This window comes from Antrihabitans auranticaus, from assembly GCF_016481275.1.
In the GTDB taxonomy this organism is placed as follows: Bacteria; Actinomycetota; Actinomycetes; order Mycobacteriales; family Mycobacteriaceae; genus Antrihabitans.
This window is the reverse complement of sequence record NZ_JAEMNW010000006.1, coordinates 155774-178845: the sequence shown is the minus strand read 5'-3', so window position 1 is coordinate 178845 and position 23072 is coordinate 155774. Positions and strand designations below refer to the sequence as shown.

25 protein-coding genes are annotated in these 23072 nt (G+C 64.7%); 14 read left to right on the top strand and 11 right to left on the bottom strand.

Translation table 11 applies throughout. The features are described from left to right. Positions 1 to 16: 16 nt before the first annotated feature. On the top strand, positions 17 to 1096 hold the full coding sequence (locus JGU72_RS23720; protein WP_199686562.1) for a lysylphosphatidylglycerol synthase transmembrane domain-containing protein: 1080 nt from the start codon (positions 17 to 19) through the stop codon (positions 1094 to 1096). On the opposite strand, the gene JGU72_RS23715 is transcribed toward JGU72_RS23720, so the two are convergent. Continuing rightward, a complete protein-coding gene (locus JGU72_RS23715; RefSeq protein ID WP_199686561.1) occupies positions 1093 to 1500 on the bottom strand; it encodes a DUF4345 domain-containing protein in 408 nt (135 codons plus the stop codon). The two genes, JGU72_RS23720 and JGU72_RS23715, sit on opposite strands and share 4 nt — an antisense overlap. 45 nt (positions 1501 to 1545) lie before the next feature. Here JGU72_RS23715 and JGU72_RS23710 point away from each other — a divergent pair, with 45 nt between their 5' ends. The 3 genes from JGU72_RS23710 (at position 1546) to JGU72_RS23700 (ending at position 3255) form a co-directional block, all read left to right on the top strand. Then, positions 1546 to 2166 carry a TetR/AcrR family transcriptional regulator gene (locus JGU72_RS23710; protein ID WP_233532905.1) on the top strand — a complete coding sequence of 207 codons (621 nt, stop codon included), beginning with the start codon at positions 1546 to 1548 and terminating at the stop codon, positions 2164 to 2166. Between the two features lie 95 nt (positions 2167 to 2261). Next, positions 2262 to 2810, top strand: coding sequence for a YceI family protein (locus tag JGU72_RS23705; RefSeq protein WP_199686560.1), 549 nt, complete (start codon positions 2262 to 2264; stop codon positions 2808 to 2810). Between the two features lie 10 nt (positions 2811 to 2820). Beyond that, positions 2821 to 3255, top strand: a complete 435-nt coding sequence (locus tag JGU72_RS23700; protein WP_199686559.1) for a DUF3054 domain-containing protein — start codon at positions 2821 to 2823, stop codon at positions 3253 to 3255. On the opposite strand, the gene JGU72_RS23695 is transcribed toward JGU72_RS23700, so the two are convergent. The 3 genes from JGU72_RS23695 to JGU72_RS23685 form a co-directional block, all read right to left on the bottom strand. Beyond that, complete coding sequence (locus JGU72_RS23695; protein ID WP_307828580.1) at positions 3176 to 4753, bottom strand: NTF2-like N-terminal transpeptidase domain-containing protein; 1578 nt, start codon at positions 4751 to 4753, stop codon at positions 3176 to 3178. The two genes, JGU72_RS23700 and JGU72_RS23695, sit on opposite strands and share 80 nt — an antisense overlap. A 160-nt stretch (positions 4754 to 4913) precedes the next feature. Continuing rightward, entirely contained in the window at positions 4914 to 6692 is a 1779-nt protein-coding gene (locus JGU72_RS23690; protein WP_307828579.1) for a penicillin-binding transpeptidase domain-containing protein, read from the bottom strand. A gap of 30 nt (positions 6693 to 6722) precedes the next feature. Then, the gene (locus JGU72_RS23685; protein ID WP_199686557.1) at positions 6723 to 7655 is read right to left on the bottom strand and encodes an NAD-dependent epimerase/dehydratase family protein; all 933 of its coding nucleotides are present in this window, start codon (positions 7653 to 7655) and stop codon (positions 6723 to 6725) included. Between the two features lie 131 nt (positions 7656 to 7786). On the opposite strand from JGU72_RS23685, the gene JGU72_RS23680 reads away from it, so the two are divergent. Then, the gene (locus JGU72_RS23680) at positions 7787 to 8482 is read left to right on the top strand and encodes a TetR/AcrR family transcriptional regulator (protein ID WP_199686556.1); all 696 of its coding nucleotides are present in this window, start codon (positions 7787 to 7789) and stop codon (positions 8480 to 8482) included. 45 nt (positions 8483 to 8527) lie between these two features. Then, positions 8528 to 9151, top strand: a complete 624-nt coding sequence (locus JGU72_RS23675; RefSeq protein ID WP_199686555.1) for a YqgE/AlgH family protein — start codon at positions 8528 to 8530, stop codon at positions 9149 to 9151. Between the two features lie 3 nt (positions 9152 to 9154). On the opposite strand, the gene JGU72_RS23670 is transcribed toward JGU72_RS23675, so the two are convergent. Next, on the bottom strand, positions 9155 to 10528 hold the full coding sequence (locus JGU72_RS23670) for a glutamate decarboxylase (protein WP_199686554.1): 1374 nt from the start codon (positions 10526 to 10528) through the stop codon (positions 9155 to 9157). A gap of 139 nt (positions 10529 to 10667) precedes the next feature. On the opposite strand from JGU72_RS23670, the gene JGU72_RS23665 reads away from it, so the two are divergent. The 8 genes from JGU72_RS23665 (at position 10668) to JGU72_RS23630 (ending at position 18532) form a co-directional block, all read left to right on the top strand. Then, a complete protein-coding gene (locus JGU72_RS23665) occupies positions 10668 to 11174 on the top strand; it encodes a sigma-70 family RNA polymerase sigma factor (protein ID WP_199686553.1) in 507 nt (168 codons plus the stop codon). Next, positions 11171 to 11902: an anti-sigma factor family protein gene (locus tag JGU72_RS23660; protein ID WP_199686552.1), complete on the top strand. Its 732-nt coding sequence runs from the start codon at positions 11171 to 11173 to the stop codon at positions 11900 to 11902. Before JGU72_RS23665 ends, JGU72_RS23660 begins: the two co-directional genes overlap by 4 nt. A 71-nt stretch (positions 11903 to 11973) precedes the next feature. Next, positions 11974 to 13662, top strand: coding sequence for a thiamine pyrophosphate-binding protein (locus JGU72_RS23655; protein ID WP_199686551.1), 1689 nt, complete (start codon positions 11974 to 11976; stop codon positions 13660 to 13662). Further along, positions 13659 to 14315, top strand: coding sequence for an SRPBCC family protein (locus JGU72_RS23650; RefSeq protein WP_199686550.1), 657 nt, complete (start codon positions 13659 to 13661; stop codon positions 14313 to 14315). Before JGU72_RS23655 ends, JGU72_RS23650 begins: the two co-directional genes overlap by 4 nt. Before the next feature lie 4 nt (positions 14316 to 14319). Next, positions 14320 to 15339 (top strand): 3-oxoacyl-ACP synthase III family protein, encoded by a 1020-nt coding sequence (locus JGU72_RS23645; RefSeq protein WP_199686549.1) that lies wholly within the window; start codon positions 14320 to 14322, stop codon positions 15337 to 15339. Further along, complete coding sequence (locus tag JGU72_RS23640; RefSeq protein ID WP_199686548.1) at positions 15336 to 16367, top strand: aminotransferase class I/II-fold pyridoxal phosphate-dependent enzyme; 1032 nt, start codon at positions 15336 to 15338, stop codon at positions 16365 to 16367. The genes JGU72_RS23645 and JGU72_RS23640 overlap by 4 nt, the downstream gene beginning before the upstream one ends. A gap of 86 nt (positions 16368 to 16453) precedes the next feature. Next, a complete protein-coding gene (locus JGU72_RS23635) occupies positions 16454 to 17482 on the top strand; it encodes a 3-oxoacyl-ACP synthase III family protein (protein ID WP_199686547.1) in 1029 nt (342 codons plus the stop codon). A gap of 180 nt (positions 17483 to 17662) precedes the next feature. Further along, positions 17663 to 18532 carry a DUF559 domain-containing protein gene (locus JGU72_RS23630; protein WP_199686546.1) on the top strand — a complete coding sequence of 290 codons (870 nt, stop codon included), beginning with the start codon at positions 17663 to 17665 and terminating at the stop codon, positions 18530 to 18532. A 36-nt stretch (positions 18533 to 18568) separates the two neighbouring features. Here the strand turns inward: JGU72_RS23630 and JGU72_RS23625 are convergent, their stop codons facing one another. The 6 genes from JGU72_RS23625 to JGU72_RS23600 are packed head-to-tail and all read right to left on the bottom strand — an operon-like array spanning position 18569 to position 23041. Next, positions 18569 to 19564 carry a bile acid:sodium symporter family protein gene (locus tag JGU72_RS23625; RefSeq protein WP_199686545.1) on the bottom strand — a complete coding sequence of 332 codons (996 nt, stop codon included), beginning with the start codon at positions 19562 to 19564 and terminating at the stop codon, positions 18569 to 18571. Positions 19565 to 19573: 9 nt separating this feature from the next. Further along, positions 19574 to 20554 (bottom strand): DUF1648 domain-containing protein, encoded by a 981-nt coding sequence (locus JGU72_RS23620; protein ID WP_199686544.1) that lies wholly within the window; start codon positions 20552 to 20554, stop codon positions 19574 to 19576. After that, entirely contained in the window at positions 20551 to 20886 is a 336-nt protein-coding gene (locus JGU72_RS23615; RefSeq protein WP_307828578.1) for a hypothetical protein, read from the bottom strand. The genes JGU72_RS23620 and JGU72_RS23615 overlap by 4 nt, the downstream gene beginning before the upstream one ends. Next, positions 20883 to 21704: an MbnB/TglH/ChrH family RiPP precursor modification enzyme gene (locus JGU72_RS23610; protein WP_199686543.1), complete on the bottom strand. Its 822-nt coding sequence runs from the start codon at positions 21702 to 21704 to the stop codon at positions 20883 to 20885. The genes JGU72_RS23615 and JGU72_RS23610 overlap by 4 nt, the downstream gene beginning before the upstream one ends. Continuing rightward, positions 21701 to 22633, bottom strand: coding sequence for a TIGR04222 domain-containing membrane protein (locus JGU72_RS23605; RefSeq protein WP_199686542.1), 933 nt, complete (start codon positions 22631 to 22633; stop codon positions 21701 to 21703). Before JGU72_RS23605 ends, JGU72_RS23610 begins: the two co-directional genes overlap by 4 nt. Positions 22634 to 22645: 12 nt before the next feature. Beyond that, positions 22646 to 23041, bottom strand: coding sequence for an SdpI family protein (locus JGU72_RS23600; RefSeq protein ID WP_199686541.1), 396 nt, complete (start codon positions 23039 to 23041; stop codon positions 22646 to 22648). Between the last annotated feature and the right edge of the window lie 31 nt (positions 23042 to 23072).

Here is a 23072-nt window from a genome sequence, read left to right as displayed (position 1 = left end):
TCGTTACTCTGGCGATGTGGCACAGCCCGGACACGATCCGCCCGACGCGCCGCCCAGCCGTCGGCGGGGCAAGTTCTGGTGGCTGAAGTGGGTTGCCGCAATTGCTCTGCTCGCCCTGCTCGTCGGTGAAGGCATTTACCTCTGGCCACGCCTGCACGAGTCGTGGCAAACGCTTTCGGAAATTCATTGGGGGTGGCTCGCAGCCTGCGTGCTTGCACAGGCCGTCTCGCTCGGCGGGTTCGGTGCAATGCAGAAGCAGCTGCTGCAGGCGGGCGGGGTCAAAGTGTCCCTGCCCAAGTCCATGGCCGTCATCTACGCGAGTACGGCAATGTCTGTCACCCTGCCCGCGGGGCAGGTCTTTTCGACGGCGTTCACGTATCGGGAGTCGCGCCGCTGGGGGGCCAGCCCGATCGTCGCATCGTGGCAACTCGCCTTTTCCGGCGTGATCGCTGCCGCCGGGCTCGCCCTGCTCGGTGTCGGCGGCGCTGTCCTGGTCGGCGGTTCGGTCAGCCCGTTCACCTTGATCTTGTCGGTCGGCGGCGTCGTCGCCCTCCTGTACGCGGTCCGCTACGCATCGACCCACCCCGATTCGCTCGAATCCGGTGTCGGCTGGATTCTGGCCAAGGTCAACCGAATTCGGAAGCATCCGCGCGACGACGGCATGGTTCGGGTCCGCGAGGTCATCGCGCAACTCGAGTCGGTGAAGCTTGGCTTTTCGGATGCATCGCTGACGTTTCTGTGGGCGGCGATGCACCGTGCGGGTGACGTCGCTTGCCTCGCGTTCGCCTGTTACGCAATAGGTTCCGACCCACGGCTGTCCGGTCTACTTATCACGTTCGCGATCGGAAAGGCCGTCGGCACGATTCCGCTTGCGCCGGGCGGCCTTGTCTTCGTCGATGCGACGCTCATTGCCACGCTGACGTCGACGGCCGGCCTGCCTGCGGCGCAGGCTGTTGCCGCTGCCTTCGTCTACCGCGGCGTCAGTTTCATTCTGGTCGCAATCGTCGGCTGGATCGTCTTCCTCTTCCTGTTCCGGAAGAACCAGCACGAGGACCTAGCCGACGACGTCGAATTCGAACGTCGCGAACAACGTTAGCGTCGACTCGGAACATCCTCCAGCGCAACCGACTTCGCGGAGCCCTGCACCAGCGCGAAGAAGACCGCGGGCACGGCGAACTCGACAACCATCATCACCGCGTAGAACCAGTTGGGCGCGCCGCGGTCGACCCACGAGATGACGCGGGCGGTACCGCCGAGGAACATAGTTCCCGCCAGTAGCCGAATTACGTTGGCAGAGATGGGTTCCTGGCGGGCGGCCAGGATCCACGCGGCGCCGTAGCCTGCGAAGAGCGCGCCGTAGAAGCGTTCCTGGGAGTCGACGGTTGCATCCGCCGGGCCGGCGCCGATGACCGAGTCCACCCCGAACAGGGCGTGATAGACGCCGATTCCGACGCAGATCACTCCGGTCAGGAGAGCGAGAAATCTCAGATATTTGACCATGCCATTCCCCTGTCGAACGAATGCCACTTGATAGATCGTTCTACTATGTTCGAGACTACAATGGTGCAGGTGGCCGAGCAACCCGATACCCGAACTCGTATCGTCGCGTCGACCTGCGAGCTATATCGGCGGCAAGGCATGGCCGGCACCGGACTCAAGCAGATCGCCCAGGCGGCCCGCGCACCCTTCGGGTCCATCTACCACTTCTTCCCCGGCGGAAAAGGCCAGCTCACCGAAGAGGTCATTCGGTCGTGGGGGCTCATGTACGGCGACCTCGTTGCGCAAGTCTTCGACTCCGCGCCAGACCTGCCGACCGCGATCGAATGGGCTTTCGCCGGCGCTGCCGAATCGCTCGCTGTGACCGACTATGTCGACGGCTGCCCCGTCGCCACAGTCGCGCTCGAAGTCGCAAGTACAGATGAAACCCTGCGACTCGCGACCGCCGACGTCTTCACCGATTGGATCGACCTCGGTGTGAAGCGATTCGAATACACGGGGTTGCCGCAGGCGAAGCTGCGCGAATTGGTGATCGGCTTCGTCACGAGCCTGGAAGGCGCATTCGTCCTGTGCCGGGCCATGCGCAGCACCGAACCCCTGCACGCGGCAGGCAAGGTCGTCCTTGCCGCCGCGCATGCCGCGCTCGCGGAAGTCGCCGAAGAAGACTAGCCCGCTCAAAATAGGTCCAGGGAATAAAGCGGACCGCAGTCCGATTGATGTATATTGATCGTTGAAACATCAACTACTTCTCAGGAGCGCGTGAAATGACCACAGCAACCACCACAGGATTGACCGCCGGCACCTGGGCAATCGACGCCTCGCACTCGACCGTCGGCTTCTCCGTACGGCATCTCATGGTCAGCAAGGTCCGCGGCCGCTTCACCGATTTCTCCGGCGCGCTCGTCATCAACGAAGACGGCACCGCTTCGGCAGAGGCCGAGATCCAGGTTGCCTCCGTCACCACCGACAACGAGCAGCGTGACGCACATCTGAAGACGGCCGATTTCTTCCACGCCGAGCAGTTCCCGACCGCCACCTTCAAGTCCACCGGCTTCCGCGTGAACGGCGACAACTTCGAGGTCGACGGCGATTTCACCTTCCACGGCGTCACCAAGTCCGTCACCCTCGACGTCGAGTTCCTCGGCGTGAACCCGGGCATGGGCAACGGACCCGTCGCGGGCTTCGAAGCCAAGACCGTCGTCAACCGCCGCGATTTCGGCCTCACCATCGACATGCCTCTCGCCAACGGTGGCGCCGTCGTCGGCGACAAGATCACGCTGACCCTCGAGATCGAGGTCGCCTACCAGGGCTAACCTCGGTTGCATGAAGAGGAACCTTGCCGCGTTGTCTGTCGACGTCGTTCTCGTCGTCGTGTTTTGCTTGATCGGCAGGCGAAGCCACGCCGAGGCAGGTTCCATCACCGGCCTACTCGAGACCGCCTGGCCATTCCTGGGCGGTCTCGCGGTCGGTTGGGTCGCGACGCGGACGTTTTACAGGGACAAGTTCGACGCTGGAAGTATCTTTCCCACAGGCGTTTTCGTCTGGCTCTCGACCCTGGTGGTCGGCATGTTGTTACGCGTGGTGAGCGGTCAGGGCACCGCGTTCAGTTTCATCATCGTCGCCGGCACCGTCCTTGCAATCTTCCTGCTCGGCTGGCGCGCGATTCGACTCAGAATCGCTAAGCCTGCGGGCGAGCCATCGCCCGCAGGAGCCGCGACGCCATCTTCGCGGCTTGATCTGCGCCGTCGGCGTCCTTGATGAACACCGCGAACGCGAGGTCGCCCTTCGTCGCAATGAACCATTGGTCGTCGCCTGCCGACATCGGAATGCCTGCGACGTCCGGGAACTGACGCAGGCTCTCGGCCTCCGGCCGCGCCACTCCCTCACGCATGAGCACGCGCAACCGGTCGATGACGTCCGGGCGAAGCGGCGCCATCTGCGTCGGCGTCGTTGCCGGTTGACCGACCGTGATCATCGGCATCGCAAGCCCACCGCGTGCGATGGATGCCGCAACGACCGCCATTCCGAACGGCGTTGCCGCCAACTTGCCCGAGCCGCCGAGTTGAGGATTGTTCGCGGTCACTTCCTCTAGTCCCGGGATCGAGTAGTCGACGCCGAGTCCCAACCTGCCGGCCAGATCCAGCGCGTCGTCTGCCTTGACCTCCCCGACAGGCACCCGCTGCTCGAGTGCAGCCGCTTGCTTGAAGGTGTCTATGCCGGAGCCCGCCGGGTACGCATCCGTGAACGCGATCGGGCCTTCGTCGTTTGCGTAGCTGTTCTGCGCGACCGCGAGAATGCCGCCGCTGGACGGTGACAGTGCGACGATCGCCGCAGGCGTGCCGACGCTGACTACCGCGTCTTCGGCGGCGAGCTGCAGGTTTGCATCCAGCGTCGTCTGCACATCGGGTCCGGCCGGCCCCTGGAATCCCGCGAGCTGCGTCGGGGCTTGACCGGGCTGCAGTAATTGCACTGCCCAGCCGGCCGTCGCATCCCGATTCGCTTGCCACACATTACGAACCGCGTCGAGCATCGGCGAGACGATGCGGCGATCGGCAGAGATCAGCTTCTGCTCCTTCTCGACGACCACGCCGGGGATCGGTGTGAGGTCGGGCTCCAGAATCTCGAAGTCGGCGTCACGCAATCTGACGGCAGTAATCGGCTGACCCTGCGCGACGACGAGTTCCTGCATCAAAGTCTGCGACGTGATCAGTGGCGCAACCGATTCGATCGCTTTGGATACGGCAGTGGTGGTCGCGACGGGGTCCGGCATTCTTGCCGGATCGAGCGTGACGGCGTTGATGGCCTGTTCGGTCATCAAATCTTCACCGGCGCTGTTGAGCACTCGCGGCGGTGGTGCGTCGGTCCGGACGAAGTTCACCGTGCGGCCGTGCCCAAGATCCGGAACGACAACAGATGGATCCCACTGGATCCGCCAGCCGACCGCGAGCTTGCGCACGCTGCCCTGAACGTTGTACTCCCACTTGCGCTCTTTGCCGAAGTCCCAGGCGACATCGAGGCTGAAGAAGCCCGACTCGTCGTCGAGGGTGATGAACTGGCTCAGCTTGTAGTCGACATCCTGCGGATGCAGGCCATCGAACATTTGCTGGATGGATGCCGAGGCGGCGTTCGGATACGAGGTCAGGGATGCGGCACCGCCGACGTCTTGGTCGTCGAGCGACTCCGTGAAGTGTTCGACCAGGGCCTCCGCGTCGTCGGCTCTATCGCCGAGCGCGCAGGAACCCAGGACCGCAATCAAGGAGCCGACCACTCCGATTGCAATCGCGCTGCTAACTCGTACACGTCGAGATTCCGGTATCCCCATACGTCACAATCTCCACTCTTGTCACACTAGTAACAAGCACACACTCTGCAAGATGGCATCACATTATTGACACAAACACTTTAAACGCACCCGCCTAACGTGGAACAAGCGCCTGAACGGGACGCAAGAACCTGCCGGCGGCCTCGAGCGCAGGCGCCGACGTGTCCCCGTCGGCAACAAACACCGCGAACGCCACGTCGCCATCGATTCCGATGAACCAGCCATGCGCGGGACCGCCCTCGTGCTCGGCCGTTCCGGTCTTGCCGCGCAGGTCCGGAATGTCGCGCAACACGGTCGCGGTCCCGTCGGTGACCGTCTCGCGCATCATCGTCCGAACCTGGTCGAAGATGGTTGCCGACAAAGGATTTGCGGTTCGGTTGCCAGTTCCCGGCTGCCCCTCGATCAGCATCGGCGGGCGCACACCGCTGTTCGCGATCGAAGCAGCGACGAGGGCCATCCCGTACGGCGACGCGGTCACGTTCCCCTGGCCGATCCCGGACTCCACGCGCTGCGCTGCCGAGTCCGCCTCCGGGACGTTCCCCGTCACCATCGTCAACCCGGGCGTCACGTAATCGATGCCCAAACCGAGCTGAGCGGCGGCGTTCGTGAGCGCATCCGGCGGCAGTTCGGCGGCGAGCTTGCCCATCGTCGTGTTGCACGACCGCGCGAAGGCGACGTGGAGCGGGACCTGCCCGAGATCGAAGTTTTCGTCGTTGGGGATCGTCCGGCCTTCGATGTTTGCCGAAGCCGGGCAGGGCAGCACAGTATCGGGCGTGACTCCACCGGCCTGCAGCGCAGCTGCCGTCGTCACGGTTTTGAACGTGGAGCCCGGCGGGTAGAGGCCGGTCAGGGCGATCGGCCCTTGGCCGTCGGCCTGCGCGTTCTGCGCGACGGCGAGCACCCCGCCGGTCGACGGCTTGATCGCGACGATGGCGGCCGGCGTCTGCACCGGCGCGAGCGCGGCCTCGGCAGCGAGTTGGAAGTCCATGTCGAGCGTGGTCGAGATGTCGGGTGTCGGCTTGGCGTCCTCACCGACCAACCGGGTGGTGCTGCCATCCGGGGCCTGGGACATGACCTCCCAACCCTGCGCCGCCGCGTTCGCCTCCTGCCACTGCTCGGTCACCCCGGCGAACGTCGGCGACGAGAGCGCGCGATCGGTCGTGAGCAACCGCGCCTGCCGGACGAGGGTCACTCCCGGGATCGCGCCCAGCGCGTCCGCGATCGGATTTATATCCTGCTCGCGCAGCGTCACCGCCGTGACCGGCTGACCCTGCGCCGCGTCGACGTCCGCGCGCAACGACTCGGCCGTCACGCCCGGCGCTGGCGCCGCCAACAGGCCGGCTACGGCGGCGAGATCCGCAGTCGAATCGACGTTGACCAGCGTCACCGCCTGCTGAGTGAGCAACTCACGGTTGGCGCGGTCGAGAACTTTCGCAGGCTCCGGGAACGTCGGCACGAAACGGAGATCACCCGTCTTACCGCCCTCGAACGGAGCGAGGACCAACGGATTCCATTCGATCCGCCAACCCTCGTCGGTGTCCGCTGCCTTCGCGTCGGTGCTGTACTTCCAGCCGCGTTCGTTCTCGCCCAGTTTCCACACGACATCGAAGGTGACCGAATCGTCGGCAGTGTCCGCGACGCTGAACTGGACTTCTTTGCCGAGCCCCTCGTACATCTGCGAGAGCGCGGCTCGCGCAGCGCTCGGATCGCTCGTCAGTGCTGCCGCTGCAATCGCGTCGTCGTTGTTCAAGGCATCGGCGAACTTCTGCGCAACAGTCGCCGGTTCGTCGGGTCCGTTGTTTTGCGAACATGCCGTCACAAGCGACACGAGAAGGAGCAGAGCAGCGACCACGGCGAGGAAGGTTGCGCGCACAGAGTCGATGATGCCCCAAACTCGCGTTCCTCAATCTTGACGCGCCCGCCACCAGTCGACCGTTGTCTTGACCGCCGTCTCGAACGGTGTCGGCCGCAGGCCCAGGACCTGCTCACTCCGCGCCGAATCGACGACGAACGGCCGACTGAATTGATATGCCGTCTCGGCGAGTTCCCTGGCGTCGACCGAGAAGATCCCCGTCGCCTTCAGCACCCAGACCGGGATGGCCGACATCTTCGGGGCGGGCACACCACCGGCCGCTGCGTACGCCTCGATGAGCTGGCGCTGAGTCACAGGCGCCGAGGTCGGGGCGTGGTAGAAGCCGTTCCACAGCGCGGGATTTTGCGCTGCGGCGATCATCGCGGCCGCGAGGTCGGGCACGAAGGTGAACGAGTGCGGCTGATCCAGACTGCCGATGACTCGCATCTTTTTGCCAGCCAGCACTGTGGGGACCATGCGTTCACCGGCGTGCGACATCATCACGTGCGGACCGAAGAAGTCCGACGCCGCGACGCTGACGGTATTCGTCTCCGACTCCTCCCGGGCCCGCAACAGTTCGGTGCGCACACCGAGCTTGCCGCGCGTTGCCGAGCGGGGGGTGTCTTCGGTCATCGGGCCGTCGACCTCGCCGTAGCTGTACAGGCTCTCCGGGAAGACGACGACTGCGCCGACCTTTCCCGCAGCCGCCAGCACGGCTTGCTCGGCGCCGGGCAGTTCCGCGCGCCACGCCTTGGCGGTGTACGCAGACCCGTGAATGCAGTGGTAGACGGCCACCGCACCCTCGAAGGCGGCGGCCAGTTCCGCAGGCTTGGACACGTCGACCTTGCGACGTTCGATCAACGGGTGCTCGGGGCCGCTGCCCGATCGCGTCAGCACGCGGACCTGATATCCCGCCGCTGCGAGCTGTTCGGCAACCGTCGTACCTACCTGGCCCGCGCCGTTGACGATGTGAATGGCAGTCATCGTGATCTCCTGTCTCTTTAGTGAGCGGTGCTCTCTCTTTGCATGACAGCTTGCGCCTCCGCGAGCACCTTGTCAAGAGCACTGCTCACTTTTGTTGACGCCGCTCTCCCAGTGTGTGCATGCTGTTCACCATGACCGGAACTCCGCGCGATCGCGCCCGCGCGCAGACGATGGACGACATCCTGCGAATCGGCCGCGAACACCTCGCACAACAAGGCGCGGCCGCCCTCTCACTCCGCGCTGTCGCCCGCGATCTCGGCGTGGTGTCGTCAGCGGTCTACCGGTACGTCCGCAACCGCGACGAATTGCTGACACTTCTGGTCGTCGACGCCTACAACGAACTCGGCGACGAGGTAGACGCGGCCCTCGCGACGATCGCGGACTACGACTACAGAGCACAGTTCCGGACGATCGGCGTTGCGGTCCGTACGTGGGCGCTGCGTGAACCCGCGCGCTACGCCCTACTCTTCGGCAGTCCGGTGCCCGGATATGCCGCCCCGGCCGACCAAACGACGGGCCCTGGCACGCGAGTGATCGTTGCGCTGATCAGCCTGTACGAACGCGCGTACGCCTCCGGCCGGACTGCCGTACCCGATACCGTGCCGGTACCGGCGGCCCTTCGCAAAGACTTCGACGCAATCCGTTCCGAATACGCGCTCACAGCGCCCGACGCCCTGATCGCACGCGGCGTACTCGCGTGGGCGGCGCTGTTCGGCGCCATCAATTTCGACGTCTTCGACCAGTACGGACCGCGGACTTTCACCGACCGAGACGACCTCTTCGCACACCACCTGGACATACTTCTGGAAACCATAGGTTTCGACTGAGCGTCTTGGCGGACAGTACTCAGGTAACGGTGCGATGATGTCAACGTGGCACACGGAGAGGAACCCGACGACCGCACTGCCCGGGGTGAACGCGAGCCCGAAGCTGAGCACGTCGTACGGCCTGGAACCTTACTTGTAGCGTCTACCGAACTCGTGGAGCCGGCGTTCCGCCGGACGGTCATCTACGTCATCGAACACAACGATTCCGGCAGTCTCGGCGTCGTCATCAATCGACCGAGCGACACCGCGATCCACAACGTTCTACCGCAGTGGTCGAACCTCGCCGCGCGGCCCAAAGCACTGTTCGTCGGAGGCCCGGTCAAACGGGACGCCGCGCTGTGTCTCGCGACCCTCCGCGTCGGCGTCGACATCGACGATGTGGCCGGCTTGCGCCGGGTCGACGGCCGCGTCGCCATGGTCGATCTCGACTCCGATCCCGAGCAGATCCGCCCGCTCGTCGAGGGCGTCCGCATCTTCGCCGGTTACTCGGGCTGGACCTTCGGTCAGCTCGAAGGCGAACTCGAACGCAACGACTGGATGGTGCTGTCGGCCCTCGCGACCGACCTCATCGGGCCGCCAAGGGTCGACGTGTGGGCGAACGTGTTGCGTCGCCAACCCCTCCCGTTGGCGATGCTCGCAACACATCCCATCGACGTCGAGCGCAACTAGTCCCTAGTGGGCAAAGTGCTGCTCCTCGGCGTGCCCGATGGTGCCTCGCTCACGCAGTGTGGTGATCACTTCGATGATGGCGTCGGCGAGGTGTCTGCCCAGGTCGGCGCTGAAACCTTCCCGCACAACGATTCTCAGGACTGACACAGCCTCGGCGTCGGCGGGCATCGTGTAGGCAGGCACCTGCCAGCCGCCCGCGCGGAGTTCGTGGGAGACGTCGAACACGGTGAACCCGGGATCGCCTTTGAGTTTCAACGTCACAACGGGGATGGCCGATCCGTCGGTGATGACTTCGATCTCGGGGCAGGTACAGATCCGTTCGGTCATGCGAACTGCGGTGTCCCGCAGGGTTTCCATGATCGTTTTGTAGCCTTCGCGACCGAGGCGCAGGAAGTTGTAATACTGCCCGACGACCTGATTTCCGGGCCGGGAGAAGTTGAGGGTGAAGGTCGGCATGTCGCCGCCGAGGTAGTTGACGCGGAACACCAGATCCTCTGGCAGATCGCTCTTTCCGCGCCAGATGACGAAGCCGATGCCCGGATAGGTGAGCCCGTACTTGTGTCCGCTCACGTTGATGGAGGCAACGCGCGGCACGCGGAAGTCCCACGCCAGGCCGGGATGCAGGAATGGCACGACGAAGCCGCCGCTCGCCGCGTCGACATGCATCGGCACGTCCGGTCCGCCGGATGCGGCGATCTCATCGAGGGTGTCGGCGATTTCCTTGACGGGCTCCAACTCACCCGTATAGGTCGTGCCGAGGATGGCGACAACGCCGATTGTGTTCTCGTCCACTGCTTCCCGAACCTGCTCGGGCGTGATGACGTAACGGTCGGGCGTCATCGGCAGGTACTTGGCCTCGACGTCGAAGTACTTGCAGAATTTCTCCCACACCACCTGAACGTTGCTGCCCATCACCAGGTTCGGCCTCGACGTGTCGCCGGTCTTGCCTTCACGCCAGCGCCATTTGAGTGCGAGGCCGGCGAGCATGACTGCCTCGCTGGAGCCGATCGTCGAGACGCCGGTAGCGGACGAGGAGTCCGTCGGATCGAGCTCGGGAGCGTGGAACAGGTCGGCGACCATGTTGACGCACCGCTCCTCGATGGCCGCCGTCGCCGGGTATTCGTCCTTGTCGATCATGTTCTTGTCGAACGTCTCGGCCATCAACTGTGCCGCTTGCGGTTCCATCCAGGTGGTCACGAAAGTCGCGAGGTTCAGACGCGAGCTGCCATCCAGCATCAACTCGTCGTGGATGTACCGATACGCGATATCCGGGTGCATCTCCGACCTCGGAAGTCGTAATGCGGGAACAGGTTCGGTGTCGAGCCGACCGGTGTAGGCGGGAGCGAGGACGCCGTCGAGGTGCTTATTCCGCTTCATAGCACACCACCGTAGTGTGAAGCTCGTCACAAATGGTGGTTAGCGACAGTTAAATCTTCGACTAGTCGTCTTGCAGCTGTGCACATACCTGATCGAACCGTTCGGCGCCCTGGATCGTGATACATCGGGAGGTGAGGAGTTGCCCGAAGATCAGGCCGAACTGATGCGAGTGCTGTACAGCGAACATGCATCGGCGCTATGGCGGTACACGCTAGGCCTGATCGGCGATCCAGGTCGGGCCGAAGACATCGTGCAAGAGACTCTGCTACGCGCGTGGCAACGCCCGAACGTGCTCGATCAGTCGACGATGTCGGCGCGCGCGTGGCTGTTCACAGTCGCCCGGAACCTCGCCTTCGACGAACACCGCAGTGCGCGCAGTCGTCGCGAATTCGGCATGGACTCACCACCGGAGCAGCAGAGTCCGGACCAGTCCGACCGCGCACTCGACTCGTGGCTGATCGCCGATGCGCTGGCGACGTTGAGTATCGAACATCGCGAGGTCATCGTCGCCGCCTATTACCGCGGGTTGTCGACCCAGCAGATCGCCGCCGAGCTACGAATCCCGGACGGCACCGTCAAGTCGCGGATGCACTACGGCATGCGCGCACTACGCCTCGCGATGCAGGAGATGGGGGTGACGAAATGAGTATCGACCAGGACCCCTACGCCACATGGGATGCGGCCTACGTGCTCGGCGCGCTCACACCGGCCGATCGCCGGGACTACCAGGACCATCTCGCCGCGTGCGAATCGTGCCGCGCCGGCGTTGCCGATCTTGCCGGACTGCCCGGAATGCTCGCACTCGTTCCCGAAGAAGTTGCACTGTCGCTTGTCACCGACGACGGAATTCCCGAGCAGCCCGCCAAGCTCCCGGCGCCACCTCCCGCGCTGCTGCACCGCCTGATCGACGAGACCCGTAGTCGACGTCGTCGTGCCAGGTATCTCGCGATCGGTGCGGGAATCGCTGCGGTCGCCGCGGCGGTCGCGATAGCCGTTCCGGTGACGATTGCCCTACGGCCGGAATCGAGCTCACATCCTGGGGTGAGCGAGGAGGTCGTTGCCGCGCGCTCGATGTCGAGCCTGGAGCCGACGTCGCTTTCCGCGAACTTCGAGCTGATCGCCCTGTCCGACGGCGGAACCCGGGTGGACATGGTCTGCCGCTACGACGCCGGAACAGCGCCTCGCTCCTATACGGGCAGATACGCGATGTATGTGACAGCAGGCGGAGTCGAGACCAAGCTGGCAGAGTGGGAGGCGAAGCCCGGTGACGTCGTCACCCCTACCGCGACCACACGCGAAGCACCGTCCGACATCGAAAGGGTCGACATCCGGTCAGCCGCGACTAACAAGGTGGTTCTCGTCGGATTCGTGTGAGAAAGCGCTGAACCCAGCGCGCCCCGATCTCGTATCACTAGGGGACGGCTTACACACGAAAGGAGCGCCGGATGGCGATCGGTACCGAAAGCTCAGGGCCCGTCCGGGTGGTGGATTACCTGGTCAGGGCCATCGAGGCGCTCGGTATCCACCACGTGTTCGGCGTTGACGGCGCCAACATCGAGGACCTCTACGATGCCATCTTCGACGCCGGTGGACCGGTCCAAGGCGTGGTGGCCAAGCACGAGTTCTCTGCGGCGACGATGGCGGACGGTTACGCGCGTTCGACGAGCGGGCTCGGCGTCGTTGCAGCGACATCTGGCGGCGGTGCGATGAACCTGGTTTCCGGCCTCGCCGAGGCGTTCACGTCCCGCGTACCTGTGCTCGCACTGATCGGCCAGCCTCCCATGGCGCTGGAAGGCAACGGCGCTTTCCAGGACACGAGCGGGCGGGCAGGCTCGATCGATGCGCTGCGTCTGTTCTCGGAGCTCTCGCGCTACTGCGCGCGCGTCGAGCGTGCCGAAGACATCGAATACCACCTCGAACGCGCAGTCCGCGAAGCGTTGCAGGGCGGACCGGGAATTCTGCTGCTGCCCAAGGATATTCAGCAGGAAATGTTCGAACCGAAGGCGCCGTTCGTGCGCCCCACCCTGTACCCGAAGTTGGACATCGCGGCGATCGACGCCGTCCGGGCGCAGATCGGCGCCGCAAGGCTCACCGGAAAGATCGTGATCATCGCGGGCGATCAGGTCGCGCGCGACGACGCGCGACGCCAGCTCCGAATGCTCGTCAACGTCCTCGACGCCACCGTCGGCGTTGCACCGGACGCAAAGGATGTCTACGGCTCAGCCGAACACGGCTTCAGCGGCGTATCCGGCGTCATGGGCAATGTCGAACTGGTCGACGCGGTTCGCCACTCGTCGTTGTGCATCCTGGTCGGCACCCGGATGGCCGTCACGTCGAAAGCCGGACTCGACGCCGCATTCGCGCAAACGCAGGTCGTCAGCATCGGCGCAGAACTACCGTTCGTAGCGGGCATGCACGCCACGAGCGGCGATCTCGCCGGAACACTGGCCGCTCTCGCCGCGGCACTGCACACCCGGACCCATGCCGAGCCACCAGCCTCGGCCCGGCCGACCCGGCTGCGCGTACCGGAAGCCTCAGGACCCGGGCTGCGCTATCGCGACGCCGTCGACGCGATCGCCGCGATGATGCCGGCCGGTTCCGACGTATTCGCCGACGCCGGAAACACCGGCGCCGCAGTCGTTCACCATCTGCCGGTCGACAGCGACGGACGGTTCGTCGTCGCACTCGGGATGGGTGGCATGGGCTACTCCTTCGGCGCGGCGATCGGTTCGGCCTGTGCACGCAACCGCCGGACGTTCGCGATCGCCGGAGACGGCTCCTTCTACATGCACGGCATGGAAATTCATACTGCGATCGAACTGAACCTTCCCGTCACGTTCATCGTATTCAATAACAACGCACACGCCATGTGCGTCACGCGAGAGCAGATCTTCTACCGAAATCGATACAGCTTCAACAGGTTCCGGCCAGCACTGCTCGGCGAGGGAATCGCCGCGATGTTCCCGACGTTGCCGGCGTTCGCCGCCAGAAATATCGGCGAGCTGACAGACGCACTGGCAGGTATCGCCGAAACCGAAGGTCCGCAGTTCATCTCGGTGGACTGCGACCCCGACGAGATCCCGCCCTTCGTTCCATTCCTGAACAGCACGCCCATCGAGGAGACAAACCCGTGACGATAGAACTTCCCGCACTGTGTGACCTGCCAGAGGAGACCATTCCCGGCATCTTGCGGATCGAGAATTCCGACAAGGACGAGACCACGCCGATCCTCGTGGACATGCTGCGTTCGGTGTACCCGCACAACCAGGTCTTCGGCGAATATTGCCCGGTCAACGCCTACATCGCAGCGCCGCCGCGAGAGGTGTACGAGTATCTCGCCGATACGCGCAGCCTCGAGGAGTGGACCTACAGCTTGCGTGGCTTCGAAGAGACGGAAGAGCCCGGCCTGTGGGTCTCCGACGACCGGATCGGCAAGAACACCAAGATCTACACCCGCACGGTCGCCAACCCGGACGCGATGACCGTCGACTACCACTGCGCATGGGACCAGGGCCAGCATCTGTGGATGATCTACCTGATCCGGGTCGTCGACGCGCAGCTCGTCTTCAACAAGCCCGGTTCGGTTGTGCTGTGGACCAATTGCCACCACCCGTTCTACGACAAGAACCCGTACCCGGAGACCGCGCCGAAGGGTCGCCCGGTCTGGGTCGGTGACTTCTGGGACATGTTCTCCGCCGGCCACCAGATCGAGATGGACAACATGAAGGCGATCTGCGAATACCGCGCAGCGAACGGTCTGCCCATCAAACCGAAGTGGATGGACTGACCCTATGGATCCGATCAGCTTGGTCGATGTAGCCAGCTATCTGCCCGAGAACCGCGTTCCCACCGAGTACTTCACTCAGTTCGCGCGCTCGGACCGGATGGCTAAGAACATCATGTTCCGAGCGCCGACGTTCCGGCATCACGTCGCACAGGACGAGACCGCCGTGGACATGGCCGAGCGAGCGATGGCCCCGCTGATCGAACGAAACGGTGCGGACGCGGTCCTGGGGGTGGACATCCTGCTCACCCACACGCAGCTGCCGGACATGCCGGTCATCGGTTGCGGCGCCGACCTCGCCAAGCGCATGGGCATGAATCCGGAGTGGATCCTCGATGTCCACAACGGCGGCTGCGCGTCGTTCGTCTACATGACGAAGATTGCGCAGACGATCATGAGCAGCACGTCGGCGACGTCCGCGCTTATCGTTGCCGTGCAGAACGTCGCAGGTCAGGGCATGACTCAGACCGAGGTTCGCAAACTTGCCCAGGCCGTCGTACCCGGCGACGGCTGCGGCGCAGGTTTGTTGCGAAAGGGCGACGAGGCACCGTTCCTGAGCATCGTCTGCCGCAACTACCCGGAGTTCGCCGGCGACATGACCGGCGAAGTCGATCCACCCCGTAAGTACTGGGAAGCGGGACCCGGCCAATGGCGGGTCTCGTTCACCGAAAGCAAGATCATGAAGGTTTTCGCACGCGGAAACCGCCTGGTCCCCGAGGTTGCGATTGCCGCATGCGATCAGATCGGCGTCAAGTCGAAAGATGTCGACCTCCTGGTGACCAACCAGCCCAACCGACTGTTCCTGCGGAACTGGCGCGAGGCGCTCGAGCTCGAACCCGAGAAGCACTTCGACACGTTCGACGAGTGCGGAAACCTTTTCGGCGCAGGAATTCCCGTGAACCTGGATACAGCGAACAGGGAGGGACGGATCAAAAACGGATCGCTGGTGCTGATGTCGGCCTTCGCCCACGCGGGTGATTTCGCCGGAGCGGCAGCAGTGCGATGGGGAGCGGAGCCCACGACATGACTGCAGAAATGCTCGACCCCACAATTCCATTCGACGCGACCCACACGGCGTTGCCGGGCCGCGGCTTCGAACTGGGACTCAGCGAAAACCCCTTTCCGCCATTGCCTTCGGTGCTGAAAGCGCTGAACAACGTGATGGCGCACGCCAACAGGTACCCGGAATTCCTGCCGGAGCGGCTGCCGCGGGTGATCGCGAACCGTATCGGCGTGATGCCGGACCAGGTGGTCGTCGGCTCCGGCGCAACCGGCGTCGCCATGCAGATCATGCAGGCAGTGATGAAGGCCGGCGAGCGAATCGTGTTCGCAATGCCGAACTTCGACGGCTACCCGATCATGGCCTCCATTGTCGGCGTCCGCGCAACCCCTGTACCGATGGATACCGCCGGACGCCAGGACCTGCGCCGGATGGCACTGACGGTGGACCGCAAGACGAGCGTCATGGTGGTCTGCCGGCCACACAATCCGACCGGAACATTGGTCACCGCAACGGAACTCGAGCAGTTTCTGAATGCGATTCCGCGTCGTGTGGTCGTGATTCTCGACGAGGCCTACGTCGAGTTCGTCAACGACGCGAACGCGATAGACGCTCGTGCATTGGTGGAGCGGCACCCGAACCTGCTTGTGCTGCGGACATTTTCGAAAGCTCATGGACTCGCCGGCCTTCGAATCGGGTATGCGTTCGGGTCTCATGAGCTCGTCGAGCGGGTCCGCCGGTGGCAGCTGCCGTTCGGTGTGAACTCTGCGGCGGTAGCGGCCGTCACTGCGTCCTACGCCGCCGAGCACGAGTTGCAAGACCGCGTCGCGCGGATTACCTCCGAGCGGGAGTATCTGCGTAACGCACTGCTGCGTATGGGTGTTCGCGTCCCGCGTAGCTTTGCGAACTTCCTGTACCTGAAGGGCCCGGACATTGCGCCCAAGCTCACGCGAGCAGGAATCACCGTCAAGGCCTATCCGGATGGCAGCGCACGCATAGCGGTCGGCGACCCGGCGGCGAGCCGGGCTGTGCTGGAGGCACTCTCGCACGCCTGATCCCCAATTCCATACCCCGTCCCCGCGCCTGCTTCGGCAGCGCGAGGCGGTACACACATGCCCGAAGAACCGAAAGCGAGCCACGCATGAACGCCCCCGTAGACGCCGTTTCCCTGATCGACATCGCGAGCTACCTGCCCGAAAACCGCGTCCCAACAGAATATTTCACCCAATACGCGAAGAGCGACCGCATGGCGAAGAACATCATGTTCCGGTCGCCCAGCTTCCGCCATCACGTCGCCGAGGGCGAATCCGCCGTCGACATGGCCGAACGCGCGATGCAGAAGCTGATCGAGCGCAACGGTGCCGACGAAGTCCTGGGCGCCGACATCCTCATCACCCACACCCAGCTGCCCGACCTGCCGGTCATCGGTTGTGGCGCCGACCTCGCCAAGCGCATGGGCATGAGCCCGACGTGGGTCATCGACCTGCACAACAGCGGCTGCGCGTCGTTCGTCTACATGATCGCGCTCGCTCAGAAACTGCTGCAGTCATCCACTGCGCGAACGGCTTTGATCGTTTCGGTGCAGAACAGCGCCGGTCAGATCTTCACCCAGTCCGACGTTCGCAAGCTCGCGCAGGCGACCATCCCCGGCGACGGCTGCGGTGTGGGCCTGCTGCGCAAGTCCGACGACGCACCGGTCCTGGGTGCCGTGTTCCGCAACTACCCGGAATACGCCGGCGACATGACCGGTGAGGTCGAGCCGCAGCGAAAGTACTGGGAGCCCGGCACCGGTCAGCTGCGCATCGCCTTCACCGAAAGCAAGGTCATGAAGGTCTTCGCACGCGGCAACCAGCTCGTGCCCGAAGTCGCCATGGCCGTCTGCGACGAGGTCGGCATCGAGGCGAAGAACGTCGACACCTTTGTGAGCAACCAGCCCAACCGCCTGTTCCTGCGCAACTGGCGCGACGCCCTGGAACTCTCGGACGAGCAGTACCCCAACACCTTCGACGAATGCGGAAACCTGTTCGGCGCAGGCATTCCCGTCACCCTGGACATCGAGAACCAGGCCGGCCGGATCAAGAACGGCTCCCTGGTTCTCATGTCGGCCTTCGCCCACGCCGGTGACTTCGCCGCCGCCGCCGCGGTTCGTTGGGGAGCTGCGCCGAATTAGCCCCCGCGCCGGTCCCAACCCGGCCGGTCCCAACCCGCCGAGTGTGCACTTGCTGTCGCCGTTACTCGACATCCGCGACAGAATCTGCACACTCGGCAGGTTGGGGATAGTCCGGCAGGGTTATCCACAATCGCGAAGATCCATCTGTTCCGGGGCCTTGTCGTCAGCCAATGTGCAGGTATGGGGGAATTCGAGAGACCGTTCGTCGGCAGTGTCGCTGTGGGTACCGGAGCCGTTTCGACTCGCTCACTGCGCTTGGATTTTCGTCGCCTGCACCGCGACGTCTACATCGAGAGGGACGTCGAATTGACCGCGTCGCTGCGCGCCGAGGCCGCGTCGCTATGGGCAGCCGACGACGGAATTCTGGCCGGCACGTCGGCGGCGGCAATTCATGGCACGCAGTGGATCGATCCGGCTGCCCCCGCCGAACTGTTTCGAACGGGTAGTCGCCGCGGAGTCGACGGCGTTCGCATTCACGGCGACTCACTAGCTCCCGACGAGTTCGGCGTCTATTGCGGGATGCTCGCGACGACACCGGCGCGCACGGGCTACGACCTGGGACGTCGGCCACCGCTACCGCGCGCCGTGGCCTCGCTCGACGCGCTGTGTCGCGCTACCGACCTCAAACCCGGGGAGATTTCCACCGTCGCCGACCAGCATCGCGGAGCACGGCACATCGTGTTGCTCCGTAAAGCTCTCGAACTGGTCGACACGGGAGCCGAGTCACCGCAGGAAACGCGCACCAGGCTGATATTGATCGCGGGCGACCTACCGAAGCCGACAACGCAACTGAAGATCCGCGATGAGGTCGGGCGGGTGGTCGCACGCGCCGACCTGGGCTGGGAGCAATGGAAGGTCATCGTCGAGTACGACGGGCACCAGCACTGGACCGACGAGAACCAGCGAGCGTGGGACATCGAGCGGAGCGAAATTCTCGCCCGGCTGGGGTGGACGGTGATCCGTGTCAGTGCTCGTCGGCTGCGCGAAGAACCGTGGTCGATCGTGCGCGCGGCCCGGCAGGCCTTGCGCGCAGCCGGCGCTGACATCTAGCTCGAGAGTGCACATATCGCCCGCTCGACTCGGCCTTTACGACGGCAACTGCACACTCGGCGCGGCTTGGACCCGCTTGGCCCACCGCTGCGCCAGAAAGGCGCAGACGATCAGCTGGACCTGATGAAAGATCATCAGCGGCAGGACGATCAGGCCGACGGACTGCCCGGCGAAGAGGACGGCGGCCATCGGCAGTCCGCTGGCGAGACTCTTCTTGGAGCCGGCGAACACGATCACCACCCGGTCTTCGCGGGCGAAGCCGAGCACGCGGCCGAGCACAGCGGTCAGGCCCAGGATCACCGCGAGAATCGCGCAACAGGTCAGCACCAGCGCGGCGATTCGCCACAGTGCGAGCGTCTGCCAAATACCATCGCGCACACCGGCACTGAATGCGCCGTATACGACGAGAAGGATCGAACCACGATCCACGATCTTCGTCGGCCGCGCGTACTTCGTGACCCAGTCCTTGACCAGCGGGCGCAGCAATTGGCCGAGGACGAACGGCAACAGCAGCTGCGCGACGATGTTGACGACCGACGACGGATCCACCTTCGCCTCGCCTGTCGTGTTCATCAGCAGAATGACAAGCAGCGGCGTCAGGAAGACACCCACGATGTTCGACACTGATGCGCTGACGACGGCGCCTGCGACGTTTCCCTTTGCCATCGACGTGAACACGATCGAGGACTGCACAGTCGAGGGGACGAGGCACATGAACAGGACCCCGGTGTACAACTCGTCGGTCAGGACATGCGGCACCAGGATCCGTGCGGCCAACCCGATCAACGGAAACAGCACGAACGTCGTTGCCAGTACGACCGAGTGCAACCGCCAGTGCTTCAACCCGTCGAGCGCTTCACGCGGTGAGAGCCGAGCCCCGTAGAGGAGGAAGAGCAGGAAGATAGCGACAGTCGTCGCCACGTCGACGACCGTCTCGCCTCGCCCACGCGCGGGCAGCACGCTGGCGAGCACGGCGACCCCGATGATCGACAACACGAAGCTGTCGATCGGGACCTTGGAGAGGAAGCGCACCGATCCAGGCTATTGCGGAGTTGGCGACAGACCCGTCCCCGCGTGGCGGATGTCACCCCAAGAGTTCAGAGCCCCCGCCATGGCCTCGGCCAGGTCGGACGTGATCGTCAGCGACATTCCGCTCGCGGTCGACACCTCGACCGCCGGACCCGTGTTGGTGACGATCCCGTAGCGACGATGCCCGTTGATGCGCAGCCCCCAGCCGCCGAAGTCCTTGAACGGGTTGACGTCGACGACCTTCGCGCCGGTGACCTCCGAGCCGTCGATCGCGATCGACGTGAGCCCGAGATTGCGGACCCGCACACCGGATTCGTCCACCAGGATCTCGAACCGCAACAACCCGAAGATCACCACGAACACCGGAAATGCCGCGAGCAGCGGCCACGCGGAATCGACGAACCAGCACGCCATCCCGGCCGCGCCGAAGATCGCAACGGCCAGCGCGGCCGTCTCGACCTTGTTGAAGCCGACGACGTCGCGGACCGGGTCGGTCGCGCCGCGGGGCAGCCGGGCGGGCGGCGCGCTCTCCGCCGCGGACCGCTCACGGTAGTCGTGCAAGGACGCCGCGCCTACAACGCCGAACACAAGGCCGAAAAGGACTCCGACGGCGATCGTGGGCGTCGGAAAATCGACAGCGGTCTTGCCGTCGAGCTCGATCCACATGATCGAAACATGCAGGGTCACAAGCAGACACACGATTGTTATCGCGACGAGCAGCATCATGCGGCGCATCAGGAGCAACGATTGGGCGAGGGTGGCGACAAACCCGCACCCACCGCCGACGAACACGATCGCCAGCGCGAACACCCACGCGACCGACATCGGTGCCGAGTATCCGTCAGGCTGTGCGCCACTCCAATGGGTGGCAATCTCGGCCGGCAATCGGGACTTCCACGTCGCGGCGAGCAGCAAGCACGCGGCCGCCGCCGCGATCGGAAAGCCGAGCCCGAAGGCGACACCGGCAGGATCGAACAGACGTCGATCGTTCACGAACCCCTCCGCATCCGGAACAACCGCCACGGCAAGCGCGTACGCAGCAGAGGGCGAACCCCGCTCGCCTCCAGGTGCGCGGCGAACCCACGAGCGTCGTCGTAGGTCGACGTCTTCGGCCGGTTCGTCGCCCACGCGCAGAAAAGGTCCTGAAACCGGTCGCCACAGCCCGCACGCAGGAGCGGGTACCGCCGCGCGACCTCCTGAGCCCGTTTCCGCAGTAGCGCCCGCGACGCGAGTTCCAACGCGTGTGGATCGAAGCCGTCCGGCGCAGGCTCGCCGGCGACCAATGCGCGAACCAGGGCTGCCTGCTGCTCGGCGAGACTCGTCACCGCACAACCGATCCGAATCCGGCTGCCCGGGCGATGGCGTCGAGCTCGGCGTGCAATTCCCTCACCGGCGGATAGTTGCCATCCCGCTCGAGCATCATCGGCGCCGCAGCCGCGGACCGCAGTTGCGTCACCAACTCGAGGACGGGCGCAGGAACGGGATCGGTGTGCGTGTCGTGATAGAGCCCTTCGAACTCCGATCCACCGGCGATGTGACAGTATGCAATTCGGTCGAGCGGCATCTTCGCCAGCTCAGCGGCTGGGTCGAGGCCACGATTGCGCGCGTTTGCGTAGATGTTCGCGACGTCGAGCAGTAGGTAGACCCCGGTCCGGTCCGTCAGTTCACGCAGAAACGACGCTTCGGTGAACTCCGCGTCCGGCCAATCGAACAGTGCCGCAATGTTTTCGACCGCGAGTGGAACGGGTAGGCGCTCCTGCGCGAGTTCGATATTGCGGCAAACGACGTCCAGCGCCTCGGCGGTCCGGGGAATCGGCAGCAGGTGACCGGCCTCGATGCCGTCTGCGCGAACGAACGCGATGTGCTCGGAAACCAGCGGCGCACCGAGTGCCTCGGCGCACACAGCGAGGTGTTCGACCCGATCCAGATCCAGCGGCTCCGCACCGCCCAGGGACAACGAAATACCGTGCGGAACAACGGCAACCCCGCGGGTAAGCAATGCAGCGAGATCGTCCGGAACGACACCGTCAACCAGGGACTCCGCAATGACCTCGCAGAATCCGATGTCGAGATCCGCGACGATGTGCGCGATTTCAGGCCGCCAGCCGATACCCAAACCACGGTCGGCGAGCGGGCTGGTCATCCGCCGCACCCTCCACCGCCACCGCCGCAACCCGAACTGCCGCCACCGCAGCTCGAACCGCTACCGCTGTCGCTGCTGGACGAGGACCCGCCGTCGCCACCGCTGACGAACGACGACCACATGCCGCCGCTGTCCGACGACGAGACGCCACTGGCGCCGGCCAGCGCGGGGTCGAGCAGCCATAGCGCAGCGCCGCCGGTTACCGCAGCGGCCAGACCCGGGTGCAGTCGTGGGTTCGACCTGGACCCACTGCTGCGGACCTGCCCCACCGCACTCATGACCTCCACGATGCCGCGCCGCGTCCTGCGGCCCGATCGCGAAACCAGCCAGCCGACCAGCACGAGGACGACGACGATCGCGATCAAGAACCCGACCGACTTGCCGTTCATGATCCCGGCGACGATGCGCGCGATGCCGGCCACCGCGACAATGGCGATCGGTACGGCAGCCATCCGCATTGCCTGCCGATATTCGGGCCCGACCAGCAACCCGCGATCGATCATCGACGTGCGCAGTTGCGCCAGCGGGACCGTCAGCGAAGCGGTCAGCGCGGCGACGCTCTGCGGTCCGGCCGAGGAGATCCGGTCGTGCACCGTGCGGGTGAACGCGTCGATGTGGCGGTCCGCCGAGCCGAGCGGTCTGGTCGCGTGGCCGGTCGAATCGATCAGATCAGCGCTGCGCAGTACTGCGATGGCTGCGACGACGGCGCGCTTCTCGTCGAGAAGCATGCCGATTTCGGGCGCGGTCAGCCCGGCACCCTGCGCATTCGGCCGGGCAAGGCTGCGTGCATAGACCCTGCGCAGCACCAGGCTCGCGACGATCGCGATCACAGCGGTCACCAGGTAACCGCGCAAGAACTGCTTGCTGGGGATTCCCCAGGTATCGGCAGCGATTACAGAATCTGTGACCAGCGCATGAAGACCAGACATGAATATGCCCCTCTAGCTCGGTTCGCAGGCATCCTTGAGCGAACAGCCACCACAAGCCTGGCCACAGCCACCGGCCGGTTCTTTCACGGCAGCGGCACGGGTTGCGATCGAACCGCCGATACCGGCAATAGCGATTGCGGCCACGCCCGTGACCACTACGGCAACGATTCCAGCGACGGTGGAGAACGTCAGAGCCGCGATCCCGCCGATGAAGAGGATGAGCCCGGCACCGATGGTCGTGGGTGCCGCAACCTTGTTCGCCAGCGCGAACGCAGCGTCGTCGCGCAGCGTGTCCTCGGTCCGGATTCCCACCCAGCGGTTCCGCGGCAGCCTGCCGGCCAGCCCAGCGACCCCGACGACGGCAGCGACGACCGCGAGGACGACAAAGAGGGATGCGACAACAAGCACCTCAGCAGAATACCCGGGCTGTGTGGAGTTG